This is a genomic window from Kitasatospora sp. GAS204B (genome assembly GCF_029892155.1).
In the GTDB taxonomy this organism is placed as follows: Bacteria; Actinomycetota; Actinomycetes; order Streptomycetales; family Streptomycetaceae; genus Kitasatospora.
On record NZ_JARZAG010000008.1, the window covers coordinates 49304 to 74199 of the forward strand.

Consider the following 24896-nt stretch of genomic DNA (forward strand, 5'->3'; position numbering starts at 1 on the left):
AGACTGGGCAAGAAGGTCTGGTTGCGCTGACCCCCGTCAGCCCTGATCCGCACAAGCCCTGATCCGCAGCACGAGGACGGTGAACGCAGTGAACGTCGCACGGCCGTCGAGCTCCCCGCTCGACACCGAGCCAGAGGCACCGCCGACGGTGACCCCGCTGACCCAGTCGTCCGCCGAGGCGTACGTGGCCAGCACGTGTTTCAAGATCGGACCACCCGGACAAGTCGGAGTCGAGCTGGAATGGCTCGTCCACGACCCCGGTCGTCCCCACGCCCTACCCGATCCCGATCGGGTGACCGCCGCCCTCGACGCTCTGCGGCTACCCCCCGATCACCCGTTTCTCCCGCACGGCTCCCGGCTCACCCGCGAGCCCGGCGGCCAGGTCGAGCTCAGCTCCCCCGCCGCCGATGATCTGGCCGGCTGCATCGAGATCACCAGCCTGGACCTCGGCATCCTGCGGGCCGCCTTCGCCGCCCAGGGCCTGACCCTCGCCGGCTACGGCACCGAACCCCATCCGAGGAAGCGTCAGGTGACCCTGCGCCAGCCTCGCTACCTGGCGATGGAGGAGTTCTTCGGGCGCGCCGGCCCCTGGGGCAAGATCATGATGTGCGCCACCGCGTCCACCCAGGTCTGCCTGGACGCGGGCACCGACGACGAGAGCGCTCCCGGTACCGGACACGGCTTCCGGGCCCGCTGGGAGCTGGCCCACCGGCTCGGCCCGGTGCTGGTCGCCGCCTTCGCCAACTCCCCGCTGCTGGACGGGCGGCCGACCGGCTACCGGTCCACCCGGCAGGCCGTCTGGTCGCGGATGGACCCCAGTCGCACGCTGGCGCCCGGCGTCCTGAACGGCGATGGCGCGGACGGCGATCCGCGCGCGGCCTGGGCCCGCTACGTGCTGGACGCCGCGGTGCTCTGCGTGCGCCGGCCGGACGGCCGTTCCTGGACCGCGCCCCACGGGCTGACCTTCCGCGACTGGCTGGACCGGCCCGAGGCCGAGCGGCCGACCCTGGCGGACCTCGACTACCACATGACCACGCTCTTCCCCCCGGTACGACCGCGCGGCTACCTGGAGCTGCGGATGATCGACGCACAGCCGGGCGACGGCTGGATGGTCCCGGCGGCGCTGGCCGCCGCGCTGTTCGCCGACCCGCGGGCCGCCGACGCCGCGCTCGCCGCCGTGGAGCCGCTCGCGGCGGCCACCGCCGAGCCGGGGCCGCGGGGTCCGGCCTGGACCAGGGCCGCGACCCGGGGCATGGACGACCCGGTGTTGCGCCGGGCCGCGCTCGACTGCTTCGCGGCGGCCGATCAGGTGCTGGCCGACCAGGAGCGGGCCGGCCAGCCCGCCGCCGGACAACTGCGGTCGGCTGTCGGCGAGTTCGCCGAGCGCTACACCACCAGGGGCCGATGTCCGGCCGACGACCTGCTGGAGGCGCCGGCCGCGCTCCGCCAGCCCTCGCCCGAGGAGGACGCACCGTGCTGAACCCCGACCCCACCACCGCGCACCACCTCGCCGAACCGAACCTCGCCGGACCGACCGGCCTCGCCGAACCGACCGGCCTCGCCGATCTGAGCGAGGAGCGGTTGCGCGAGACGATCGCCGCCGAGCTGCTGGCCGCCCGGGAGCGCACCCGACTGCTGACCGACTCGGTGGCCGACGACGAACTGACCGCCCAGCACTCGCGTCTGATGTCCCCGCTGGTCTGGGACCTGGCGCACATCGGCAACCAGGAGGAACTCTGGCTGCTGCGCAACGTCGGCGGCCGCGACCCGATGCACCCCGAGATCGACCCGCTCTACGACGCCTTCGAGCACCCGCGCGCCGAACGCCCCACGCTGCCGCTGCTGCCGCCCGCCGAGGCCCGCGGCTACGCCCACGAGGTGCGCGGCCGGGTGCTCGACCTGCTGGACGGCGTGCAGCTGTCCGGCCGGCCGCTGCTGGCCGCCGGTTTCGCCTTCGGGCTGATCGCCCAGCACGAACAGCAGCACGACGAGACCATGCTGATCACCCATCAGCTGCGCACCGGCGCCGCCGTGCTCACCGCCCCGGCGCCCGGTCCGGCACCGGCAGGCCGGCTGCCCGCCGAAGTCGTCATCCCCGCCGGGCCGTTCACCATGGGCACGGACACCGAGCCGTGGGCACTGGACAACGAGCGCCCCGCCCACCAGGTCGAGCTGCCGGGGTTCGCGATCGACACCACCCCGGTCAGCAACGCCGCCTACCAGCGGTTCATCGAGGACGGCGGCTACCAGGAGCCACGCTGGTGGAGTCCGGCGGGCTGGACGCACCGGATGGCCGCCGGGCTGACCGCGCCGCTGTTCTGGAGCCGCACCGACGGCCAGTGGCTGCGCCGCCGGTTCGGGCAGCTAGAACCCGTCCCGGCCGACGAGCCGGTGCTGCACGTCACTTGGTACGAGGCGGACGCCTACGCCCGCTGGGCCGGCCGGCGGCTGCCGACCGAGGCCGAGTGGGAGAAGGCCGCGCGCCACGACCCGGTCAGCGGCCGCTCCCGCCGCTTCCCCTGGGGCGACCAGGCACCGGGGCCGCAGCACGCCAACCTGGGCCAGCGGCACCTCCAGCCGGCCCCGGTCGGCAGCTACCCCGAGGGCGCCTCGCCGTACGGCGTGCGGCAGTTGATCGGTGACGTGTGGGAGTGGACGGCCAGCGACTTCACCCCCTACCCGGGGTTCAAGGCCTGGCCCTACCGGGAGTACTCGGAGGTCTTCTTCGCGCCGCCGGGCGAGCCGGCCGAGTACAAGGTGCTGCGGGGCGGTAGCTTCGCGGTCGCGCCGGTGGCCTGCCGGGGCACCTTCCGCAACTGGGACTACCCGATCCGGCGGCAGATCTTCGCCGGCTTCCGAACTGCCCGCGACCTGCTGGACGGTAGCTGATGTGCCGTCATCTCGCCTACCTGGGCGAGCCGGTGAGCCCGGCCGAGCTGCTGGTCGAGCCGGCCTACGGGCTCTACCGGCAGTCCTGGTCACCGCGGCTGCAGCGGCACGGGACGGTCAACGCCGACGGTTTCGGGCTCGGCTGGTACGCCGAGGGCGATCCGCTGCCGGCCCGCTACCGGCGGGCGGTGCCGATCTGGGCCGACGAGAACCTGACCGATCTGGCCCGGGTGATCCGCACCGGGGCCCTGCTGGCGGCCGTCCGCTCCGCCACCGCGGGGACCACGGCGAGCGAGGCGGCGGCCGCCCCGTACACCGGGGACGGCTGGCTGTTCAGCCACAACGGCGTGATCGGCGGCTGGCCGGCGGCGGCCGGCGAACTCGCCGCGCTGCTCGAACCAGCCGAGCTGCTGGGGCTGGAGGCGCACTGCGACTCCGTGCTGGTCTGGGCACTGCTGCGGCGGCGCCTGCGGGCCGGGCAGGCGGTGGGCGACGCGCTGGCGGCCACCGTCGGCGAGATCGCGAGCCATACCGACTCCCGGCTCAACCTGCTGGTCACTGACGGTCGTTCGATCGCGGCGACCACCTGGGGCGACACCCTGTTCCACCGCCTGGAGCGCGGCCGCAGCGTGCTGGTCGCCTCCGAACCCGGCGACGACGGCCCGGGCTGGACCCCGGTGCCCGACCGCTCCGTCCTGCTGGCCACCCCCGACGCGGTGACCATCCGCCCGCTGGATGCCACCGCCGCTTCCCGAGAGGACCGGATCCGATGACCGCCTTCGAGCTCACCCGCCTGCTCCCCACCGACCACTTCGCCCAGGCGCTGCGCGCGGACGTGCGGCACGGGCTGACCGCGCCGGCCAAGTGGCTGCCGCCGAAGTGGTTCTACGACAAGCGGGGCAGCGAGCTGTTCGAGGACATCACCAAACTGCCCGAGTACTACCCGACCCGTGCCGAGCGGGCCATCCTCACCGAGCGGGCGACCGAGATCGCGCAGGCCACCAAGGCCCGCACGCTGGTCGAACTGGGCTCCGGCTCCTCGGAGAAGACCCGGCTGCTGCTGGACGCGCTGCGCGACCTCGGCACCCTGGACACCTACGTGCCGGTGGACGTCTCGGAGAGCGCGCTGCGCGAGGCCGGCGCGGCCCTGGCCGCCGACTACCCGGAGTTGGCGATCCACGGGGTGGTCTCCGACTTCACCGCGAGCCTGGCCCTGCCGCGTGCGGTGGGCGCGCCGAGACTGGTCGCCTTCCTGGGCGGCACGCTGGGCAACCTGCTGCCGGCTGAGCGGTCCCGCTTCCTGGCCGCGCTTCGCGCCGAACTGGCACCCGGCGACGCGCTGCTGCTCGGCACCGACCTGGTCAAGGACCCGGCCGTGCTGGTGGCGGCGTACGACGACGCGGCCGGCGTGACCGCCGAGTTCAACAAGAACGTGCTCAACGTGCTGGACCGCGAGCTGGACGCGAGCTTCGACCCGGCCGCCTTCGATCATGTGGCGCTCTGGGACGCGGAGCAGGAGTGGATCGAGATGCGGCTGCGCTCACGCTTCGCGCAGCAGGTGGCGATCCCGGCGCTGGGGATGACGGTGGAGTTCGCCGAGGGCGAGCAGCTGCGCACCGAGATCTCGGCGAAGTTCCGCCGTGACAGGGTGTCTTCGGAGCTGGCCGCCGCCTCCTTCGCGCTGCGGCACTGGTGGACCGACCCCGAAGGGCGGTTCGGGCTGTCGCTGGCTGAGCCGATGTAGGACCTCACCGCCGAGGTCGGCCGAGCCGGTGTGGCACCGGGGTCGGCCGAAGCACTCCTCGGGGAGCGGGAGTTCGCACGGTGTTCGCTGCACGACCCTTGTAGGGACACCGTCAAGTGCGAATGATGGGCACTCAACACCCGCCTCCCCGAGGAGACTTCGTGCGCCTTCCCCGTCTGGCTGCCGGCCTCACCGCCGCCCTGAGCCTGCTCTGCGGTCTCACCGCGAGCGTCACCACCGCCGCGCAACCGGCCCTCGCCGCCGCCTCGGTACCACGTCCGGACCACGTCGTCGTCGTGCTCTTCGAGAACACCTCACAGAGCTCCATCGTCGGCAACTCCAGCGCCCCCTACTTCAACCAACTCGCCAACACCGGGGCGAACTTCACCAACTCGTTCGCGATCTCGCACCCCAGCCAGCCCAACTACCTGGACCTCTTCTCGGGCTCCGACCAGGGCGTGTCGGACGACTCCTGCCCGCACACCTTCAGCAGTGACAACGAAGGCGCCCAGCTGATCGCCAAGGGCCTGACCTTCACCGGCTACTCGGAGGGCCTGCCGTCGGTCGGCTCCACGGCCTGCACCTCGGGCGAGTACGCCCGCAAGCACGTGCCGTGGACCAACTTCAGCAACGTGCCGGCCACCGACAGCCAGCCGTTCTCGGCCTTCCCGACCGACTACACGAAGCTGCCCACGGTCTCCTGGGTGATCCCCAACCTCTGCGACGACATCCACGACTGCTCGATCTCCACCGGTGACACCTGGCTGAAGAACAACCTGGACAGCTACGTCCAGTGGGCGAAGACCCACAACAGCCTGCTGATCACCACCTTCGACGAGGACGACAGCAGCTCCAGCCTCAACCAGATCGCCACCTTCTTCAACGGCCAGCAGGTCAAGCCCGGCACCTACAACGAGCAGATCAACCACTTCAGCGTGCTGCGCACGATCGAGGACATGTACGGCCTGCCGTACGCCGGCGCCGCCGCCCAGGCCACCCCGATCACCGACGCCTGGGCCGGCAGCGGCAGCACCGGCAGCGTCACGGTGACCGCGCCCGGCGACCAGAACGGCACCGTCGGCACCGCCGCCTCGCTCCAGCTCGGCGCCACCGACACCGCCACCGGCACGCTCAACTGGACCGCCACCGGCCTGCCGGCCGGCCTGAGCGTCAACGCCGCCAGCGGCCTGATCTCGGGCACCCCGACCACCGCCGGCACCTCCTCGGTGACCGTCACGGCCACCGACTCCACCGGGCCCTCCGGCAGTGCCACCTTCAACTGGACCGTCGCACCGGCCGCCGGCAACACCGTCACCCTCAACAACCCCGGCACCCAGAACGGCACCGTCGGCACCGCCGCCAACCTCCAGCTCACCGGCACCGACAGCGCCACCGGCCAGACCCTCACCTACACCGCCACCGGCCTGCCCGCCGGCCTCACCATCAACTCCAGCGGTCTGGTCTCCGGCACCCCGACCACCGCCGGCACCTCCTCGGTGACCGCCACGGCCACCGACACCACCGGCGCCACCGGCAGCACCACCTTCAGCTGGACCGTCAGCCCCAGCTCCAGCGGCTGCACCCCGGCCCAGTTGCTCGGCAACCCCGGGTTCGAGACCGGCAGCGCCGCCCCGTGGACCGCGACCTCCGGCGTCATCAACAGCGACACGGCCAGCGAACCCGCCCACTCCGGCAACTACGACGCCTGGCTGGACGGCTACGGCTCCTCCCACACCGACACCCTGGCGCAGACCGTCACCATCCCGGCCGGCTGCTCCGCGAACTTCAGCTTCTGGCTGCACATCGACACCAACAAGACCGGCACCACCGCAGCCGACAAGCTCACCGTCACCGCCAACGGCACCACCCTGGCCACCTACAGCAACCTCAACGCCAACAACGGCTACACCCAGATCAACCTCAACCTCTCCTCCTACGCGGGCAAGAGCGTCGCCCTGAAGTTCACCGGCGTGGAGAACTCCTCCTCCGCACAGACCAGCTTCGTGATCGACGACACCGCACTGAACGCCAGCTGACCTCCGCCGGGGCCTGGCGTCGAGCGACGCCGCTGCCCGAGTAGCCGTCCCGACCGGGGCCGTGGCCGCCTGCCACGGCCCCGGTTCCGCGTTCCAGAGCCCCCGCAGGGGCACTGCTCGCGGTCGTGCCAGGGGTCTTGCCGAAGAACTGAATCGCTGCTTCACTTCTTGCCGTGGCCTACCGGAAGACACCCGCCGTGCAAGCCCGGCTCGACGCCCAGCGCGAGACGGTGCTGGCCGCCGCGACCGGGCTGCTCGCCGAACGCGGTTACGCCGCCTGCTCGGTGGCCGCCGTGGCCGAGCGGGCCCAGATCGCCACCGGGACGGTGTACCGCTCCTTCCCGAGCAAGGCCGAGCTGGTGGCCGAGCTGTTCCGCACCGTGGTCGGCCGGGAGGTGGCGGCGGTGCGCGAGGCGGCCGCCTTCGCGGGCGACCTGCACGCCCAGGTCGCCTCGGTGATCGGCACCTTCGCGGGCCGCGCGCTGGGCGCCCCGCGCCTGGCCTACGCGCTCCTGGCCGAGCCGGTGGACCCGGAGGTGGAGGCCGAGCGCCTGGTCTTCCGCCGGGCCTTTCGCGACGTGATCGCGGCCCGGATCGCCGAGGGCGTGGCGGCCGGCCGACTGCCCGCGCAGGACGCCGAGTTGACCGCCGCGCTGCTGGTCGGCGGGGTCGGCGAGGCACTGGTCGGGCCGCTCGCGGACGGCGGCCGGGCACCCGACGACCTGATCCCCGCCCTGATCTCCTTCTCGCTGCGCGCCCTGGGCGGCACCCCCACCTGACACCCGGGAGCACGCGCGGAGCACGCCCACCCTCCCCACCCCACCGCATGAACCGGAGCCGCTCCATGCGCGACCTCGCCCCCACCGCACCGGACGTCCGCGAGCAGAACGCCGAACGCCTGCTGCGCGTCTCCGCCAAGCACTCCCACGACCCGCTCACCGAGATCGACTGGGACGCCCCGATCGACCCCGACCAGTTCGCGCTGCCACCGCACCGGGTCTCGCTCTACGGAACCCAGCTCTGGCACCAGCTGACACCGCGCCAGCAGGCGCAGTTGAGCACCCACCAGCTGGCCAGCGTCACCTCGGCGGGCATCTGGTTCGAGCTGATCCTGATGAACGGCCTGGTCCGGCACGTCTACGACAGCGACCTGACCACCCAGCACGCGCAGTACGCGCTGACCGAGGTGGCCGACGAGTGCCGCCACTCCACCATGTTCGCCCGCTACATCACCAAGACCGGCTACCCCTCCGCCCGCCCGAGCACCCGGGCGCACCGGCGCGGCAAGCTGCACCTGCTGCTCAACGACACCACGCTGACCTTCGCGGGCGCCATATTCGTCGAGGAGTTCACCGACGCGATGCAGCGCGAGATGATCCGGGACGAGAGCCTGCAGCCGCTCGCCCGCTCGGTGGCGAAGATCCACGTGATCGAGGAGGCTCGGCACATCGGCTACGCCAAGCCCGAGTTGGAGCGACGCTGGGCGCGGATGAGCCCGGCCAGGCGCGCGGTGTTCCGCCGGCTGCTCGCGGTGCTGACCTACGAGGCGGTGATCGAGTGCGTCCATCCCCGCATCTACACGCTGGCCGGTCTCGACCCCCAGCAGGCCAAGGCCATCGCCGCGGCCAACCCGTACTGGCGGCAGGCCAAGATGGACTGGGCACGCAAGGCGGTCTCCTTCTTCACCGAGCTCGGCATCATCGACCGGCGCAGCGAGGCGATGTGGCGCCGGGCCTCGCTGCTGCCGTGACGGGCCGACGACGACCGTGACAGGCACGACCACCGCGACCGGCCGGCCGACGACGGACGATCAGTTCCCGGCCGGCTCCGCCACCAGCGGCTCCGGTGCGGCGTTGTTGAGCCGGGCCAGGCCGCCCCGGGTGGCGACCACCACCACCCGGTCGCCGGGCCGCAGGCCCCGGCTGCGGTCGGCGAACCCCCACTGGTAGGTGTCGGGCGACCGGGCCAGCCGCACCGCGAGCACCCGCAGGCCGCCGATCCCCTCCAGATCGTTGCGGTTCATCCCGACCAGTGCCCCGCCCTCCTCCGCCGTCAACTCGGCGATCAGCAGCACGTTCCGGAAGACCGAGAGGGTGCCGAGCACCTCACGGCCCATCAGCGCGGCGGCGAAGGCGGGCGCGGCCAGGTAGGAGACCGAGCGGGAGGCGACGTTCTCCAGGGTCGAGTAGACGTGCTGGGCGAAGTCGTCGTCGAAGAGCCGGACCACCACCCGCACGCTCTCGCGCTGCGCCCGGGCCTCCAGCGCGGCCTCCAGGTTGGCCGCGTCGTCACTGGTGACGGCGACCACCGCGCGGGCGTGCCGGGCCCGGGCGATCCGCAGCTGGTCGGCCATCGGACCGTCACCGATCACCACCGGGATGCCGAGCGCGCGCATCGCGGCGATCCCGCGGGCCCCCGGATCGCGTTCCAGACCGGTCACCGGCACGCCGAGTTCGTGCATCAAGGTGGCCACCCGGGTGCCGACGTTGCCCAGCCCGACCACGATCACGTGGCCACGCAGGCCCGCACTGGGGCTGCGCGGCTGCCCGCGCCGGCCGGAGGCGAGCACGTCGACCATGATCGCGGTGAGCACCGGCACCAGCGCGATGCCGCTGAAGGTGATGATCACCTGGGCCACCCGCTGCCAGGGACCCCCGGTGCCGGCGGTCGGGTCGGACATCTGGTCCGGCTGCGCGGAGCCGGCCATGTCGAGCAGGGTGAGGTAGAGGGTCCAGCCGAAGCTCCGGTTGAAGTACCAGATGATCAGCGCGGCGGAGATGATCGCCGCGAAGGCGGTGAAGAGCACCAGCCGGATCCGCACGCCGGTGAAGAACCGCAGCGTGTCCAGGAAGCGGTAGAGCAGCCGGAAGCGCAGCGGCACCCGCAGCCGGGGCTCGGTGGGCAGGGTCTGCAGCACAGCCACGCCGTCGCCGGCCTCCACCGAGCCGGTGTGCGGCACGGGTGGCCCGATCTCGATCGGACCGCCCTCGCCGAAGGCCTGGGCCAGCCGGATGAAGTCCTTGGAGGCGGGCCCGGTGTCCGGCAGCAGCCGCAGCCTGGTGAGGTCCTGGCGGTCGATCCGGTCGGCGGCCACGCACAGGTGACCGGCGTGCAGGTCGGCGTCGTAGGCGACGTAGAGGAAGCGATCGCCGACCTGCACCGAGTTGGGGCGGGCCAGTGCGCCGTTGGCGAAGGCGGGCGCGGCGGTGGCCGAGCCGGAGAGCGCGGCGCAGTTCTTCAGCAGGACCTGGATCTGGTCGCCGAGTCGCTGGTTGAACATCCGCAGCACGATCCGGATCTCCGGATTGAGGCCCTGAACGCTGAGCGCGGTGTGGATGTTGGCCTGATCGTCACCGTCCACCAGGGCGATGCCGCGCGCGGCGCCGGCGCCGGCCGCCAGCAGCGCCTCCTCGGTGACGCTGCTGTACTCCAGGACCGCGGCGACGCCGTCGAGCCGCTCGATCCGCGGCGCGTGGTCGCGCATCCGGTCGGGGACGATCGCCACCACCGGGACCTCGTAGTGCTTCACCAGTTCCAGGATCAAGCGGTGGGCCAGGGCGTTGGCTCCGCAGATGATGTAGTGGTCCCGGACCGGGACGGTGGGGTCCCCGGCGACCGGAATCACCCCCCGAGCTACCTGTGTCATAGCCCGGATGGTAGTGCCGAGATGGTCCGCGTAGGGATCATCGGGAAGAACTTCAGCAGGTTCAACGGGTCGGCCGCCGCCGTCGCACGAGCCGAGGCCCGTCAGCCGACGCGATCAGTTTCAGCCACTGTCCGACAGTTTACTGTCCATCAGATCACTTACTGAGATCCTCTTCTGACATTCTGTCGTCAATCTGGTTAGATAATCCGCGCCTGCCGCTCCCCGGGCATGACGTACGCCATCCCCTCGGCAGCTACGAACCGTCCGCCCGTGCAAGGAAATTGATGTCACACATACCGCAGGCGGTGACCTGGTGCCTGGCTGCCGGGCTGCTGGTGGCCCTGGCTCTGCTGGTCCGGCAGTGGTGGGTCGCCCGGAACCGGTCCAGGACGCTGGTCGGCCTACGAGCGGCCATCCGGGCCAGGGACGAGGAGGCGCGGCGGCTGGCCACCGTGCAGTTGCCCGCCCTCGCACAGGCCGCCGTCGCGCACCCGGCCGCCGGCGACCCGCTGCTGGCGGGCAGCGAGTACGAGCGCAACCTGGAAGCGGTGATCGAGCAGTTCCGCAGCGCCGTGGCACGGGCCGAGGCGCGGGCCGACCAGAACGCCAAGGCCGCGCTCAAGGGCGCGATGCGGGCGCTGCAGGGGCTGGCCAACGAGCAGCAGGTGGCGATCTCCGAGATGCAGGAGCGGCACGACCAACCGGCGGTGCTGCACGACCTGTTGGAGATCGACCACGCCAACTCCCAGTTCGGCCGGCGCGCGCAGGCGATCGCGGTGCTCTGCGGCTCGTGGCCCGGACGTCAGCGCTCCGCCTCCTCGCTGAGCGACGTGGTGCGCGGGGCCAAGTCCCGGGTCCGCGACTACAAGCGGGTCGAGGTGCGCACCCAGATCGACCTCGCAGTGGTCAGCCGGGCGGTCGAACCCGTGGTGCTCGCGGTGGCCGAACTGCTGGACAACGCGGCCCGGCACTCGCAGCCCAACACCACGGTCGAGGTCAACCTGCAGCCCGCGCACAACGGCGCCTGCATCGTGATCGACGACGCCGGGGTCGGGATGGACCCGCGCGAGGCCCAGCTCGCCGGGCAACTGCTCACCGGGCAGCGGTCGGTGGACGTCACCCGGCTCGGCGACCCGCCGCAGTTCGGCTTCGCGGTGATCGGCGTGCTGGCGGCGCGGTACGGGTTCAGCGTCTCGGTGGACACCCGCTCGCCGTACGGCGGGGTGCGCGCGGTGCTCTTCCTGCCCACCGCGCTGCTCACCCAGCTGGCGCCCGAGCCGGCAGCCGCACCGCGCGCCGCCGCACCACTGCCGCGCCGGGGCGCCGCACCGGCCGCGTCACCCGCGTCGCCCGCTCCCACCGCGACGCCGGAACCGAGCGCGCCGACCGCCCCCTACCCGCCCGCGGCCGGCTACCCGCCGCCGGCTGCCCCGCGCACCGCCGGCGGTCTGCCCAAGCGGCGCCGCCGCGAGCCGCTGGGTGCCGAGCAGTTGGCCGAGGCGGCCCTGGCCACCGACCCGTTCGCCACCACCACGCCGGCCACGGCCGGCCCAGCCGACGGCACCGCCGAGACGCCGGCCGAGTGGACCCGGGACGCCGAGGCCACCGCCCGCCGCCTCGGCGCCTTCGCCCGTGGCACCCGGGCCGGGCGCGAGGCCGAGCCCGACACGCCGCCCACCGGGTACGGGCGCCACGCGGCCCGGCCCGACCGAACGGGCCCCGACCGAACGGCGCTGAGCCATCCGGCCCTCAACCACCCGGCGCCCGGCTACCCGCCGCCCGGCCGACCAGCACCCGACGGCCCGGTATCTGACGGTTCGTCACCTGACGTACCGTTCGCCGGCTGACCGGCCCCCACGGCAGCCCCTGCGGCCGGCCCTGCCCCCCGACCGCCGCCCGTACCCTCGCTAGGAGCATTCGATGAACAGCCACCCGACCAACGACCTCGGTTGGATGCTCGACGACGTCCTGCTGGTTCCCGAGGCCCGGCACGCCATCCTGCTCTCCGCCGACGGCCTGCTGCGCGCCCACTCGGCGGGCATCACCAGGGACGAGGCCGACCGGCAGGCCGCCGCGCTCTCCGGCGTCCAGTCGATCAGCCGCAGCACCGCCGGCTTCGTCGGCGCCGAGCCGACTCCCTGGCGGCAGACGCTGATCGAGTTCGCCGGCGGCTACGTCTTCCTGGTCGCCGCCGGCCCCGGCGCCTATCTCGCGGTCTCCGCCGGCGAGAACGTGGACATGGAGGCGGTGAGCTACCGGATGCAGAAGCTGGTGGACCGGCTCGGCAAGGAGCTGACCGCACCGCCCCGCGAGGGCGCGGGGGTGGCCCGGTGAGCGGGCGGCGCGATCGGGGGCTGGTCCGGCCCTACGTGGTGACCAACGGGCGCTCCGAGCCCACCCGCAACACCTTCGACCTGGTCACCCTGGTCACCGCCGCATCGGGCCGGCCCAATACCGGTCTCACCCCCGAGCAGCGCCGGATGGTCGAGCTGTGCGCACACGGCTCGCTCTCGCTCGCCGAGGTGGCCGCCCACCTGCGGCTGCCGGTCAGCGTGGTCAAGGTGCTGCTCGGCGACCTGGTCGACAGCGGCCACCTGCTCACCCGGGCCGCCGTGCCGCGCGCCCAACTGCCCGAGTCCCAACTGCTCCAGGAGGTACTCGATGGTCTTCGCGCCCGGCTCTGAGACCCTGACCCTGCCCGAGGCGCCGGCCGTCAGCTACCTGGGCGAGGGCGTCCAGACCGCCGTGAAGCTGCTGATCACCGGCCACTTCGCGGTCGGCAAGACCACCTTCGTCGGCACCCTCTCGGAGATCGAGCCGCTGCGCACCGAGGAGCCGATGACCGAGGCCGGCGCGCTGGTGGACGACCTGACCGGGGTGCCGGAGAAGACCACCACCACGGTCGCGATGGACTTCGGCCGCCTGACGCTCAGTCAGTCCCTGGTGCTGTACCTGTTCGGCGCGCCCGGCCAGCAACGGTTCACCCCGCTCTGGCGGGACATGACGCTCGGTGCGCTGGGCGCCCTGGTGCTCGCCGACACCCGCCGGCTCGAGCACTCCTTCCCGGTGATGGACCTGCTGGAGGAGCACGGCCTGCCGTACGCCGTGGCGGTCAACCGGTTCGACGGCGCACCGGAGTTCGCCGAGGCGGAACTGCGCGAGGCGCTCGACCTGCTGCCCAGCACCCCGCTGATGCTCTGCGACGCCCGCGACCCGGCCTCGGCCACCCGGGCGCTGATCTCGCTCGTCCAGTATCTGCTCAGCCGCACCGACCAGGAGCCCGCGTGACCTCCCAGACACCGCCCCCCGGCTGCCCGGCGCATCAGCCGCAGCACGCCGGATTCCCGCTGTACAGCGAGGAGTTCGCCACCGACCCGGCCGACGTCTACGCCCGGCTGCGGGCCACCTACGGCCCGCTCGCCCCGGTCGAGCTCTACCCGGGCGCCACCGCGACCCTGGCGCTCTCCTACCAGGCGGCCCTCGAGGTGCTGCGCAGCCCGGAGACCTTCTCCAAGGACTCGCGGCGCTGGAAGGGCCTGGCGGACGGCCGGGTGAGCCCGGACAACCCGACCGTGCCGATGATGGCCTACCGCCCCAACTGCCTGTTCAGCGACGGCGACGCGCACGACCGGCTGCGCGGCGCGGTGACCGACTCGCTGGACCGGGTGGACCCGAACGCGCTGCGCGGCTACATCGAGCGCGGCGCCGACCGGCTGATCGACCACTTCGCCGCACGCGGCGAGGCCGACTTGGTGGGCGAGTACGCCAGGGCGCTGCCGCTGCTGGTCTTCAACGAACTCTTCGGCTCCCCCGCGCACTTCGGCGACCGCCTGGTGGCCGGGATGTCCGGCATCTTCGACGGCGTCGACGCCGAGCGGGCCAACGCCGAGCTGACCGCCACCCTGCTGGAACTGGTGGCGCTCAAGCGGGCCAGTCCGGGCGCCGACGTGACCAGTTGGCTGATGGCCCATCCGGCCGCGCTGAACGACGAGGAGATGCTGCACCACCTGGTGCTGCTGATGGGCGCGGGCACCGAGCCGCAGCTCAACCTGATCAGCAACACGCTGCGGCTGCTGCTCTCCGACGACCGGTTCGGCGGCGACCTGGCGGGCGGCAGCCTGCCGATCGAGGACGCGCTGGACGAGGTGCTCTGGACCGACCCGCCGATGGCCAACTACGCGGTGCACTTCCCGGTTCGGGACGTGGACCTGGCGGGCGTCCGGCTGCCCGAGGGCGAGCCGGTGGTGGTGAGCTTCGCCGCCGCCAACACCGACCCGGCGCTGGCCGGAGTGAGCCGCACCGGCAACCGGGCGCACCTGGCCTGGAGCGCCGGCCCGCACGCCTGCCCGGCCCAGGGCCCGGCCCGGCTGATCGCCTCGGTCGCCGTGGAGCGACTGCTCGACCGGTTGCCGGATCTCGAACTCGCCGTCAAGCCCGATGAGTTGGTCTGGCGCCCGGGGCCGTTCCACCGGGCGCTGGCCGCCCTGCCGGTGCGCTTCCCGCCGGCCACCGTCACCACCGCGCTCGCCACCCCGCTCGCCACCAACGCCACGACCAACGGTCCGACCAGCACCACCGGCAGCACCAGTACCGCCGAAGCCACCGCAGCAGCCACCGCCGGGCCCCATCCGGCGGTCGCCGCGGCCGACTCGACGGCCCTCGCATCCGACCCTGCCTCAGGAGGCACTCCATGGAGTCCGACCGCTGCCCCTTCCGGATCGACCCTTCCGGTAGCGACATCCACGCCGAGGCCCGGCGGATCCACCAGGACGGGCCGGTGGCCCAGGTGGAGCTCCCTGGTGGCGTGGTTGCGTGGTCGGTGAGCAGCCAGCAGCTGGTCAAGCAGCTGCTGGCCGATCCCCGGGTCTCCAAGAGCGCCCGGCAGCACTGGTCCGCCTTCGTCAACGGTGAGGTGCCCGCCGACTGGCCGCTGATGATCTGGGTGGCGGTGGACAACATGTTCACCGCCTACGGTCCCGAGCACCGCCGGCTGCGCCGCCTGGTGGCCGGCGCCTTCACCAACCGCCGCACCGAGGCGCTGCGGCCGCGGGTCGAGCGGATCACCGAGGACCTGCTGGCGCAGCTGGCGGCCACCCCGGCCGGCACCGCCGCCGACCTGCGCGAGGAATACGCCTACCCGCTGCCGATCCAGGTGATCTGTGAGCTGTTCGGGGTGCCCGAGCAGCTGCACCCGGGCCTGCGCACCTGCGTGGACGGCTTCTTCGACACCACCATCACGCCCGCGGCCGCGCAGGCCAACGTGGAGCAGGTCTACCGGATCCTCGGCGAGCTGGTCGCGCTCAAGCGCAAGGAGCCCGGTGACGACCTGACCAGCGCGCTGATCTCGGCCCGCGACGAGGAGGACGGCGGGGACGGCAGCACGCTCACCGAGCAGGAACTGCTCGACACCCTGCTGCTGGTGATCAGCGCCGGGCACGAGACCACGGTCAACCTGCTGGACAACGCCATCCACCTGCTGCTCACCCACCCCGAGCAGCTGGCCCTGGTCCGCTCCGGTCAGGCCTCCTGGGGCGACGTGATCGAGGAGACGCTGCGGGTGCAGTCGCCGGTGGCCAACCTGCCGCTGCGGTACGCGATCGAGGACATCCAGGTCGGCGACGTGCTGATCCGCAAGGGCGAGGCGATCCTGGCGGCCTACGCCGCCGCCGGGCGCGACGAGGCGGTGCACGGCGCGGACGCGGACGTCTTCGACCTGACCCGGGCCGACAAGTCGCACCTCGCCTTCGGGCACGGCGCGCACTTCTGCCTGGGTGCGCCGCTGGCCCGGCTGGAGGCGATGGTCGCGCTGCCGGCGCTCTTCGAGCGGTTCCCCGACCTGGCCCTGGCCGAGGCCGAGTTGAAGCCGATGGAGTCCTTCATCTCGAACGGGCACCGGAACCTGCCGGTGGTGCTGCGCCCGTCCGCGAGCTGACCTCTCATTGCCTGAGGGGAGTTGACGGATGGTCAGCCGACCGTCCGTCAACTCCCCTTTCCTGTCAGGTTCCCCTGTCAGAAACCGTGCTCGCGCAGCGGCCCGACCTTGAGCCCCTGCTCCGCGCACATGTCCAGCAGCCGGGGCAGCGCACCGAGCGTGGACCGCCAGGCCTGCGGCGCCGAGGTGCAGTCCGAGTCGTGCAGCAGCACGGTGCCACCGGCCAGCGGGGCCCTGGTGAGGGTGCGCAGCACCGAGTCGGGTGTGGCCCGCGCCGTCCAGTCCTGGCCCCAGTGCGTCCAGAGCACCGGGCGCAGCCCGTTCTCGCGGGCCGCGTAGAGCGCGGAGGCGCTCAGCACCCCGTACGGCGGGCGGTACCAGCGCGGCTCCTCGCCGGTGACCGAGGCGATCAGGTCGCGGGCCCGGGCCACGTCGTCCCGGGTCGCCCGGGGCGAGCGGACCAGCAGCGGGCGGTGCGCCCAGCCGTGCACGGCCACCTCGTGTCCGGCGTCGACCAGTTCGCGGCCGAGTTCGGGGGCCCGCTGCAGCATCCGGCCGAGCAGGAAGAAGGTCGCCTTGGTCCCGGTCTTCGCCAGCTCCTCCAGGAAGAGCGGGGTGGAGGCGGGGTCGGGGCCGTCGTCGAAGGTCAGCGCGACGTGCCCGGCGTCGCCCGGGCCGCTCAGCCTCGGGGCGAGCAGCGGACGCAGCGGGCCGAGCGAGGTGAGCGCGGGCAGGCTGTGACCCACCGCGAGGGCGCCGGCGGTCACTGCCAGCGCACGGGTCGCCAGGGAACGGGTCGCCGCAGCACGGGTCGCCGGGGAACGATCGGGCTTCACGAGGCCACCTCCAGGATCGGTGCGGGCAGCCCTCCCGCCAGGGCGGCCACCAGGTCGTCGGCCCCCGGGGCGGGGCGGCGGCGCGGCACCGAGACGCCGGCCAGCGCGTCGATCAGGGTCTTGCCGAGCCGCTGCTCGTCACGGATCCACACGGCCAGCCCGGCCTCGTCCAGTGCGGCCGCGTTGGTCACCCCGTGGCCCGGCAGGCAACGGTAGCTGACCACCGGAACGCCACTGGCCATCGCCTCCAGCGAGGTGAGCCCGCCGGCGTTCTGCACCACCACGTCGCAGGCCCGCAGCAGGGCCGGCATGTCGTCCACCCAGCCGAGCGCCACCCCGGTCCCGCTCGCCACCAGCTTGTCGCGCAGCGCCTGGTTGTGGCCGCAGACGGTGACCGGGACGGCCACTCCCGAGGCGGCGATCTCCCTGGCCGTCTGCTCGACCTCGCCGACTCCCCAGGAGCCCGCGGTGATGAGCGCTATCGGCTCGTCGAGCGGCAGCCCGAAGCGGACCCGCTCGCGCTGCCGCTCGGCGGTGGAGCGGACCGGGCGGAAGGCCGGGCCGACCAGCGGGGCGCAGATCTCCACCAGCCGGGCGCCGTGGCCCTGCGCCTGGTCGGCGGCCACCGGGTGCAGCGCGAGGTGCAGGTCGACGCCCTCGGCCACCCAGAGCGGGTGCACCGACATGTCGGTGAGGAAGGTGGCCACCGGCACCTGCAGCTCACCGCGCTGCCGCAGCCGCCCGAGCGCCTGGCTGGCCAGCGGGTAGGTGGAGACCACCGCGCCGACGTCGGGGCCGACCAGCTTCCTGGTCCGGCGCGCGGCGGCCTTCGCGAACAGGGTGCCGACCAGCGACTTGGAGCCCTGGTGGTTCTCCAGCCCGTGCAGCATCCAGCCCCAGGCCCACGGCGCGACCTTCAGCTCCAGCGCGTAGCTGCCGCGCAGCAGCCGACCGCAGCCCGGCGGCAGCAGGTCGAGGAAGTCGTGGCAATCGGCGTCGAAGCCGGCCGCCTCCAGGCGGCGGACCAGTTCGCGGGCGGCACCGTCATGGCCCGCCCCCACGCTCGCGGACACGACGGTGATCCGGCGCGGCTGAGTCGACCGCATCAGGCTCCTTCCAGGCGGGCGCCGCAACCGCCGACGGCGGAAGCCGCACCCGCGACTTCACTGCGTCTCACGGATGTGCTGGGACCACCGGGCGTACGGCCCGGTCGACCCTCGGCCGTCGCGCGTACGCGTGACCGCCCGGGAACCGACCGCCCGGCGCCGTTGCGGTGGGTACCCCCGTCGCCCCGTGCCGGACCTGGGTCCGGGAAAACCTGACGGACCGGCTCCGAGATCCCTGTCGGAGCCGGTCCAGCTCGTCGGCCCGAGCCGGCGGCTCGCCGGTCAGGCACGGACGCTAGGCCGCCCAGCGGGAGTCCGATTGACCGGAGGCCGGACACCAGGTGTCCGTAGTCAGAACTGCTGCTGACCGTCACTGCCCACCCGCCCCGTCGAACTGCCGCGCCACAGCATGGTGGCCGCCACCTGAAGCGGAGCTGAAGGAAGCTGAAGCCGTCTTCAGCAAACCGCCTCGGTCGCCTGGGATCCTGGTGGCATGCGTGTACTGGTGGTGGAGGACGAGCGGCGGCTGGCCGCGGCGCTGCAGCGCGGGCTGCAGGCCGAGGGCATGACCGTCGACGTGGCCCACGACGGGCCGCAAGGACTGTGGCTGGCGGGCGAGCACGACTACGACGTGATCGTGCTCGACATCATGCTGCCCGGGGTCAACGGCTACCGGGTCTGCGCGCGGCTGCGGGCGGCCGGCAACGAGGCCGGGATCCTGATGCTCACGGCCAAGGACGGCGAGTACGACGAGGCCGAGGCACTGGACACCGGCGCCGACGACTTCCTCTCCAAGCCGTTCTCCTACGTGGTGCTGGTGGCCCGGCTGCGCGCACTGGCCCGGCGCACCGGGCGGCGCCGGCCGCAGACCCTGGAGTTCGGCGACCTGATCCTCGACCCGGCCCGGCACAGCTGCGCCAGGGGCGGGGTGCCGATCAAGCTGACCGCGCGCGAGTTCGCGGTGCTGGAGTGCCTGGCCCGGCGGGTGGGCGAGGTGGTACCCAAGAGGGAGATCCTGGAGCAGATCTGGGACAGCGCCTTCGAGGGCGATCCGAACGTGGTGGAGGTGCACATCAGCGCGGTGCGGCGGAAGATCGACGCGCCGTTCGGGCGTGCGGCGCTGGAGACCGTCCGAGGAGCCGGCTACCGGCTGGCGGCCGACGGTGGCTGAGGCCGCCGCGGGCGCGTCGGCACCCGGCACCGCGGCACCGGCGGCCACACCTGGGACGGCAGCACCCGGGCCACGGCGGCGCGGTCTGGGCCGGCTGCGGCCGATGACCGTGCGGGCCCGGGCCACCATCGGGGCCAGCGCGGTGGTCGCGATCGCGCTGGCCATCGCCTCGCTCTCGCTGCTCGGCCTGCTCGACGCCAACCTGCTGCACAACGCGGAGAGCGACGCCGAGGCGCAGGCCACCGCGGTGGCCCGACTCGCCGAGGCCGGACGGCTCGACCCGCTGCTGCCGCCCACCCACGGGGCCGACTTCCTCCAGGTGGTGAACGAGCAGGGCATCGTCCTGACGTCCAGTCAGAACCTGACCGGACGGCCGCCGGTGTCCGCCGACCGCCCCACCGCGCCCGGCACCGTCCTCAGCACGCTGGACGTCGGCGCGCTGGGGCAGGAGTACCGGCAGCGGGTGGTGCAGGTCACCGCCGAGACCAACGACGGCCTGGTCACTGTCTACGCCGGCACCTCACTGCGGGACGCCGACGCCGCCGACTCGACCACCTCGGCGGCCCTGGCCGTCGGCATGCCACTGCTGCTGCTCACCGTCGCCGGGGTCACCTGGTGGGTGACCGGGCGGGCGCTGCGCCCGGTGGAGGCGATCCGGACCGAGGTGGCCGAGATCAGCGACCGCGACCTGCACCGCCGGGTCCCGGTGCCGCAGACCCACGACGAGATCGCCCGGCTCGCGCTGACCATGAACGCCACCCTGGACCGGCTGGAGTCCTCCGGTCAGCGCCAGCGCCAGTTCATCGCGGACGCCTCGCACGAGCTGCGCAGCCCGATCGCGGTGCTGCGCACCCAGCTGGAGGTGGCGCTCGCGGTGCCGGACCCGGAGCTGCGACCCGAGCTGCTGCTGGGCGCGCTGGAGGACACCGAGCGGCTCCAGCAGCTGGCCGCCGACCTGCTGCTGCTGGCCCGGATCGACGCGGCCGAGCCCCGCCCCAACGGTCGGCTGGACCTCAGCGACCTGGTCGACGACGCGGTGCGCAAGCGGCGCGGGGACCGGCTGCCGATCCACACGGAACTCGCGCCCGGGATCGAGGTGGCCGGCAGTGGACTCTGGCTGACCCGGGTGGTGACCAACCTGCTCGACAACGCCCAGCGCTTCGCCGAACAGCGGGTCGGCGTGGTGCTGCGGACCGAGCCGACCGCGCGGCAGGCGGTGCTGGAGGTGACCGACGACGGTCCTGGCATCCCCGAGCCGGACCGCGAGCGGGTCTTCGAGCGGTTCACCCGGCTCGATGACGCACGCAGCCGCGACCACGGCGGCACCGGCCTGGGCCTGGCCATCGCCCGCGACCTGGCCGAGCACCACCACGGCACCCTCACCGCCGAGCCCGCCCCACGCGGTGCGCGCCTGGTGGTCCGGCTGCCCCTGGCGGCAGCCGCGCCGGGCAACTGAGCCGGGCCACCGCTCCGTCACCCACCCCCAGACGACAGGCCCTAGGATCCTTGCGGCGACCAACTTCATCCACGGGGAGTTTTCCGTTATCGGCCGGCCCCGGGCGGGTCTCCCAGAGTGGACAGGTCGGTTGACGGAGAGGGTGGGCACGGGTGGACACGGCTGCGGACGAGAACGTGGTGGGCCGGGCGCGGGCCGGGGACGAGCGCGCCTGCCAGGACCTGATCGCCGGACACCTGCCCCTCGTCTACAACATCGTGGGACGCGCCCTGAACGGGCACCCGGACACCGACGACGTGGTCCAGGAGACCATGCTCCGCGCGGTGGACGGCCTGCCCGAGCTGCGCGAGGCAAGCGCTTTCCGCTCCTGGCTGGTGGCGATCGCGCTGAACCAGGTGCGCCACCGCCACCGCGCCCAGCAGAGCACCCGCAACGCGCAGGACGGCGGCGGGCTGGACGAGGCGCGCGAGCTGGCGGACCCGGCCGCCGACTTCGTGGGGCTGACCATCACCCGGCTCGGCCTGTCCGGCCAGCGGCGCGAGGTCGCCGAGGCCACCCGCTGGCTGGACCCGGCCGACCGCGAGCTGCTCGCGCTCTGGTGGCAGGAGGCGGCGGGTGAGCTGAGCCGCGCCGAGCTCGCGGCCGCCCTGGAGCTGAGCCCGCAGCACACCGCGGTGCGGGTGCAGCGGGTCAAGGAGCGGCTGGACACCGCCCGGGTGGTGGTCCGGACGCTGGCCACCCGCCCGGCCTGCCCGCAGCTGGACGCGCTCACCGCCGACTGGGACGGCACCCCCGGCACCCTGTGGCGCAAGCGGATCGTCCGGCACGCCGCGGACTGCGCCACCTGCCAGGGCCGGGCCAGCGACCTGGTCCCGGCCGAGGGGCTGCTGGCCGGACTGGCCCTGCTGCCGCTCCCCCGCCACCTGCACGCCCAGGCCACCGCGAGCACCGCCGGGTCGAGCCACGCGGCAAGCGCTTCCCACCGGCACCGGCCGGGCCACGGCACGCGCCGCCGCCCGGCCGGTGGCCGGCGCCGGGCACCACGCCCGCGCGGGCCCAAGGCGCTCGCCGTGCTGGCGCTCGGCACCCTCGCCACCGTGACGGCGACCGGCCTGGTCTGGAGCGGGCTGGGCCCCAGCTCCCACAGCGCCGCGCGGCCGCTCGCGGCGTCGACCACCAGCGCCCGGCCCGCCTCCCTGGTCGCCCCGGGCACGGCGGTGGTGGAGGGGGCGTCCAGCACCGCGCCGTCCGTCGCCCCCTCCCCGACGGCGTCCCCCTCGCCGTCCCCCACCGCCACCGCCTCGCCCGCGCCGCCGCCCGCCCCCAGCATCGCCGCGCCGCGTGGCAACACCGGCCCCAGCGTGGCCGGTTACGCCCAGCAGGTGCTCGACCTGGTCAACGCCCAGCGCGCGCAACACGGTTGCGGCCCGCTGACGGCCAACAGCAAGCTCCAGGCGGCCGCCCAGGGCCAGTCCGACGACATGGCGGCCCGTCAGTTCTTCGACCACACCAACCCCGACGGCGCCGGCCCCCAGCAGCGGATCGACGCGGCCGGCTACCAGTGGAGCAGCTGGGGCGAGAACATCGCCCAGGGCCAGGCCGATCCGGCGTCGGTGATGGACAGTTGGATGAACAGCCCGGGCCACCGGGCGAACATCCTCAACTGCGGCTTCAAGGAGATGGGCGTCGGGATCCACCTCGGCACCGGCGGCCCCTGGTGGACCCAGGACTTCGGCGCGCCGGCCTGAACGACGCTGCCAGCGCTGGCAACTGATCGGTCAGTAGGCAAGAGGTCGGAGGTTTACCGGTGAAACATCCGCCAAACAACGTCACAGGCCCGGTTGGATTGCGAGGAGATCCGATGAACGCGGCCCTCTCAGCTTTACCCGACTGATCGTCAGACTCCAGCATGGTCGCCGGCGGCCGCCTTCCCCAAGCCGCCGACCGACCGTGCAAGGAGAGACTCGATGACCCACGCCCGGAAGCGTTCGCGCCGACGACGTCTGGCGCTCGCCGCGGCAGTGACCTTGACGGCCGGTTCCGCCTACGCCGTGGCCCAGAGCTCCGCGCTGGCGGGGGTCACCTCGCACCCGGCCCAGCCCGGTGCCACCGGCTCCCCCGCGCCCGGCACCCCGGGCCCGACCGGCAAGTGGATCAGCTACACGCCCGGCCACCTGACGTACGGCCAGGACGCCCAGGGCAACCGGATTCCCGACTACTCCGCCGCCGGTTACGCCGGCGGCGGCGTCCCGCTGCCCACCGTGCCGACGAAGGTCACCGTCCCGCCCCCGAGCGGCAACGACGACACCGCCGCCATCCAGGCCGCGCTCGACAAGGCCGCAGCGCTCCCGCTCGACCCGAACGGCTTCCGTGGCGCCGTCCAACTCGCGCCCGGGAAGTACCAGATCGCCGGCAGCCTGACCATCAACGCCTCGGGCGTGGTGCTGCGCGGCGCCGGCACCGACGCCGGCCAGACCAGCCTGGTCGCCCAGAACGCCTCCGCCCGAACCCTGTTGACCATCGGTGGCGACTCCCGCTACCAGACGCTGGGCACGCCCCAGCCGGTCACCGACACCTACGTCCCGGTCGGCGCCACTTCGCTCACCATGCAGAGCACCGCCGGCTTCAAGGTCGGCGACCAGGTGGTGATCGAGCGGCCGACCACCCAGGCCTGGATCGACGCGATCGGGATGAACGGCACCTGGACCCCCAACTGGAGCCTGCGCTCGGAGCGCACGATCACCGCGATCCAGGGCGACGAGATCACCTTCGACGCCCCGCTGACCACCGCACTGGAGAAGCAGTACACCCAGGCAAGCGTCTACCACTACAGCTTCCCGCGGATCAACCACGTCGGCATCGAGAACCTCAGCTCCGACGGCCAGGCGATGGCAGCCGACCCGAACTACTAGAAGGACTTCTACAACTCGGGCTTCGCCGTCTTCAACGCCGTCGAGGACAGCTGGGTCAGCAATGTGACGACGCACCACTACGGCGACTACGGCGTCGCGCTGCCCAGCGAGCAGAGCCGCCGGATCTCCGAGGTGCACACCTCGGCGCTGGACATGGTCACCTACCTGGGCACCTCCGCCCGCTCCTTCGGCTACCTGCTGGAGGGCCAGCAGAACCTGATCCAGGACTGCACCCTGACCGCCGCCAAGATCCACGCCTTCGTCACCGAGGGCCGCCAGGCCGGCCCCAACGTCTTCTCCCACTGCACCGCCACCACCACCGACGTCAGCTACGACGCGGGCGGCCACGAGCGGTGGGGCAGCGGCACGCTCTACGACGATGTCAACATCCAGGGCAGCCTGCTGATGGTCGACAATGGCACCCGGGGCACCGGCCACGGCTGGTCGGACGCCAACAGCACCGCCTGGAACTGCAGGACCACGGGCTTCGAGGTCCAGAACCCGCCAACCGCGCACAACTGGGCGATCGGCTGCACCGGTTCCGTCCTGAAGGGCACCGACGGCGAGCTGGAGTCCGCCGGCACCCCGGCCGGCCCGACCAGCCTCTACGACGAGCAGCTGCACGAGCGCCAGGCCGCGGCTGCCGAGAAGCCCTGAGCCGCGGAGATCGGTGAGCGGACACAGAACGGGTCCTGCCCCAACCTCAGGGCAGGACCTCGACGGACCGTCAGCTCACCCGCACCGCCTCATCCGGCCCCGGCGGCTGCGCACCGCCGAGGTGCACCGCCGGAGCGGCCTGCGCGGCGCCGGCGGCCTGCGCCGCGTTCGCCGCCTGCACTTCGGCCCGGCCGAGGGCCAGGTGGGCGGCGCAGGCCACCACCACCCAGGCGAGGCCGCCGCTGTGGGTGTAGGCGTGTCCGGCGGTGTGCAGCTGCTGCTGGTCCGTGCCGCAGTACAGGCAGGCGTTGGCATGCAGCTGCTCACCGCTGACCAGCAGTTGCTGGGCGGGGCCGTCGATCGGGTGGTAGTCGATCGGGATCGGCGGCCGGGCGGCGGTGAGCTGGTGGGATGTCAGGTCCGAGGTCATCGGCTCAGCTCCAGGGTGAGATCTCCAGGGTTCTGGGCGGATCGGCATCGGTCACCCTGTGTGGCCGCTCGACTCCGTCCA

General features: G+C 73.1%; 22 protein-coding genes. 18 read left to right on the forward strand and 4 right to left on the reverse strand.

Annotation, left to right across the window (positions count from 1 at the left end):
* Positions 1–184 precede the first annotated feature (184 nt).
* The 7 genes from egtA (at position 185) to P3T41_RS13150 (ending at position 8419) form a co-directional block, all read left to right on the forward strand.
* Positions 185–1480: an ergothioneine biosynthesis glutamate--cysteine ligase EgtA gene (gene egtA / locus P3T41_RS13120; RefSeq protein ID WP_348533654.1), complete on the forward strand. Its 1296-nt coding sequence runs from the start codon at positions 185–187 to the stop codon at positions 1478–1480.
* A gap of 86 nt (positions 1481–1566) precedes the next feature.
* Positions 1567–2889, forward strand: a complete 1323-nt coding sequence (gene egtB / locus P3T41_RS13125) for an ergothioneine biosynthesis protein EgtB (RefSeq protein WP_280690197.1) — start codon at positions 1567–1569, stop codon at positions 2887–2889.
* Positions 2889–3662, forward strand: coding sequence for an ergothioneine biosynthesis protein EgtC (gene egtC / locus P3T41_RS13130; protein WP_280689958.1), 774 nt, complete (start codon positions 2889–2891; stop codon positions 3660–3662). The genes egtB and egtC overlap by 1 nt, the downstream gene beginning before the upstream one ends.
* The gene (egtD, locus tag P3T41_RS13135; RefSeq protein WP_280689959.1) at positions 3659–4633 is read left to right on the forward strand and encodes an L-histidine N(alpha)-methyltransferase; all 975 of its coding nucleotides are present in this window, start codon (positions 3659–3661) and stop codon (positions 4631–4633) included. The genes egtC and egtD overlap by 4 nt, the downstream gene beginning before the upstream one ends.
* A 161-nt stretch (positions 4634–4794) precedes the next feature.
* Positions 4795–6669 carry an alkaline phosphatase family protein gene (locus tag P3T41_RS13140; RefSeq protein WP_280689960.1) on the forward strand — a complete coding sequence of 625 codons (1875 nt, stop codon included), beginning with the start codon at positions 4795–4797 and terminating at the stop codon, positions 6667–6669.
* A 173-nt stretch (positions 6670–6842) separates the two neighbouring features.
* On the forward strand, positions 6843–7448 hold the full coding sequence (locus P3T41_RS13145; protein ID WP_280689961.1) for a TetR/AcrR family transcriptional regulator: 606 nt from the start codon (positions 6843–6845) through the stop codon (positions 7446–7448).
* A 65-nt stretch (positions 7449–7513) separates the two neighbouring features.
* On the forward strand, positions 7514–8419 hold the full coding sequence (locus P3T41_RS13150; RefSeq protein ID WP_280689962.1) for a diiron oxygenase: 906 nt from the start codon (positions 7514–7516) through the stop codon (positions 8417–8419).
* Positions 8420–8479: 60 nt separating this feature from the next.
* Here P3T41_RS13150 and P3T41_RS13155 read toward each other — a convergent pair whose 3' ends face one another.
* Entirely contained in the window at positions 8480–10315 is a 1836-nt protein-coding gene (locus P3T41_RS13155; RefSeq protein WP_280689963.1) for an NAD-binding protein, read from the reverse strand.
* Between the two features lie 281 nt (positions 10316–10596).
* Between P3T41_RS13155 and P3T41_RS13160 the strand changes: the two genes are divergently transcribed.
* The 6 genes from P3T41_RS13160 (at position 10597) to P3T41_RS13185 (ending at position 16247) form a co-directional block, all read left to right on the forward strand.
* Complete coding sequence (locus tag P3T41_RS13160) at positions 10597–12162, forward strand: ATP-binding protein (protein ID WP_280689965.1); 1566 nt, start codon at positions 10597–10599, stop codon at positions 12160–12162.
* 73 nt (positions 12163–12235) lie between these two features.
* Complete coding sequence (locus P3T41_RS13165) at positions 12236–12649, forward strand: roadblock/LC7 domain-containing protein (RefSeq protein ID WP_280689966.1); 414 nt, start codon at positions 12236–12238, stop codon at positions 12647–12649.
* Complete coding sequence (locus tag P3T41_RS13170) at positions 12646–12999, forward strand: DUF742 domain-containing protein (RefSeq protein ID WP_280689968.1); 354 nt, start codon at positions 12646–12648, stop codon at positions 12997–12999. The genes P3T41_RS13165 and P3T41_RS13170 overlap by 4 nt, the downstream gene beginning before the upstream one ends.
* Positions 12977–13603 (forward strand): ATP/GTP-binding protein, encoded by a 627-nt coding sequence (locus tag P3T41_RS13175; RefSeq protein WP_280689969.1) that lies wholly within the window; start codon positions 12977–12979, stop codon positions 13601–13603. Before P3T41_RS13170 ends, P3T41_RS13175 begins: the two co-directional genes overlap by 23 nt.
* Positions 13600–15138, forward strand: coding sequence for a cytochrome P450 (locus P3T41_RS13180; protein WP_280689970.1), 1539 nt, complete (start codon positions 13600–13602; stop codon positions 15136–15138). Before P3T41_RS13175 ends, P3T41_RS13180 begins: the two co-directional genes overlap by 4 nt.
* Positions 15135–16247, forward strand: coding sequence for a cytochrome P450 (locus P3T41_RS13185; protein ID WP_280689971.1), 1113 nt, complete (start codon positions 15135–15137; stop codon positions 16245–16247). The genes P3T41_RS13180 and P3T41_RS13185 overlap by 4 nt, the downstream gene beginning before the upstream one ends.
* Before the next feature lie 77 nt (positions 16248–16324).
* Here the strand turns inward: P3T41_RS13185 and P3T41_RS13190 are convergent, their stop codons facing one another.
* On the reverse strand, positions 16325–17083 hold the full coding sequence (locus P3T41_RS13190; protein WP_280689972.1) for a polysaccharide deacetylase family protein: 759 nt from the start codon (positions 17081–17083) through the stop codon (positions 16325–16327).
* Positions 17080–18189 carry a glycosyltransferase gene (locus P3T41_RS13195; RefSeq protein WP_280689974.1) on the reverse strand — a complete coding sequence of 370 codons (1110 nt, stop codon included), beginning with the start codon at positions 18187–18189 and terminating at the stop codon, positions 17080–17082. Before P3T41_RS13195 ends, P3T41_RS13190 begins: the two co-directional genes overlap by 4 nt.
* A 493-nt stretch (positions 18190–18682) precedes the next feature.
* Here P3T41_RS13195 and P3T41_RS13200 point away from each other — a divergent pair, with 493 nt between their 5' ends.
* The 5 genes from P3T41_RS13200 (at position 18683) to P3T41_RS13220 (ending at position 24385) form a co-directional block, all read left to right on the forward strand.
* Positions 18683–19360 carry a response regulator transcription factor gene (locus P3T41_RS13200; protein WP_280689975.1) on the forward strand — a complete coding sequence of 226 codons (678 nt, stop codon included), beginning with the start codon at positions 18683–18685 and terminating at the stop codon, positions 19358–19360.
* A 103-nt stretch (positions 19361–19463) separates the two neighbouring features.
* Positions 19464–20816, forward strand: a complete 1353-nt coding sequence (locus P3T41_RS13205) for an ATP-binding protein (RefSeq protein WP_280689976.1) — start codon at positions 19464–19466, stop codon at positions 20814–20816.
* Positions 20817–20968: 152 nt separating this feature from the next.
* The gene (locus P3T41_RS13210; protein WP_280689978.1) at positions 20969–22564 is read left to right on the forward strand and encodes a sigma-70 family RNA polymerase sigma factor; all 1596 of its coding nucleotides are present in this window, start codon (positions 20969–20971) and stop codon (positions 22562–22564) included.
* A 219-nt stretch (positions 22565–22783) separates the two neighbouring features.
* Positions 22784–23728 (forward strand): glycosyl hydrolase family 28-related protein, encoded by a 945-nt coding sequence (locus P3T41_RS13215; protein WP_280689980.1) that lies wholly within the window; start codon positions 22784–22786, stop codon positions 23726–23728.
* 63 nt (positions 23729–23791) lie between these two features.
* The gene (locus P3T41_RS13220; RefSeq protein ID WP_280689981.1) at positions 23792–24385 is read left to right on the forward strand and encodes a hypothetical protein; all 594 of its coding nucleotides are present in this window, start codon (positions 23792–23794) and stop codon (positions 24383–24385) included.
* A gap of 70 nt (positions 24386–24455) precedes the next feature.
* Here P3T41_RS13220 and P3T41_RS13225 read toward each other — a convergent pair whose 3' ends face one another.
* Positions 24456–24815: a hypothetical protein gene (locus tag P3T41_RS13225; RefSeq protein ID WP_280689983.1), complete on the reverse strand. Its 360-nt coding sequence runs from the start codon at positions 24813–24815 to the stop codon at positions 24456–24458.
* Between the last annotated feature and the right edge of the window lie 81 nt (positions 24816–24896).

Coding starts and splice junctions, on each gene's coding strand:
- P3T41_RS13175 (WP_280689969.1), top strand. CDS start 12,977: ATGGTCTTCGCGCCCGGCTCTGAGACCCTGACCCTGCCCGAGGCGCCG.
- P3T41_RS13195 (WP_280689974.1), bottom strand. CDS start 18,189: ATGCGGTCGACTCAGCCGCGCCGGATCACCGTCGTGTCCGCGAGCGTG.
- P3T41_RS13165 (WP_280689966.1), top strand. CDS start 12,236: ATGAACAGCCACCCGACCAACGACCTCGGTTGGATGCTCGACGACGTC.
- P3T41_RS13155 (WP_280689963.1), bottom strand. CDS start 10,315: ATGACACAGGTAGCTCGGGGGGTGATTCCGGTCGCCGGGGACCCCACC.
- P3T41_RS13200 (WP_280689975.1), top strand. CDS start 18,683: ATGCGTGTACTGGTGGTGGAGGACGAGCGGCGGCTGGCCGCGGCGCTG.
- P3T41_RS13150 (WP_280689962.1), top strand. CDS start 7,514: ATGCGCGACCTCGCCCCCACCGCACCGGACGTCCGCGAGCAGAACGCC.
- P3T41_RS13215 (WP_280689980.1), top strand. CDS start 22,784: ATGACCCACGCCCGGAAGCGTTCGCGCCGACGACGTCTGGCGCTCGCC.
- P3T41_RS13225 (WP_280689983.1), bottom strand. CDS start 24,815: ATGACCTCGGACCTGACATCCCACCAGCTCACCGCCGCCCGGCCGCCG.
- egtC (WP_280689958.1), top strand. CDS start 2,889: ATGTGCCGTCATCTCGCCTACCTGGGCGAGCCGGTGAGCCCGGCCGAG.
- P3T41_RS13205 (WP_280689976.1), top strand. CDS start 19,464: ATGACCGTGCGGGCCCGGGCCACCATCGGGGCCAGCGCGGTGGTCGCG.
- egtD (WP_280689959.1), top strand. CDS start 3,659: ATGACCGCCTTCGAGCTCACCCGCCTGCTCCCCACCGACCACTTCGCC.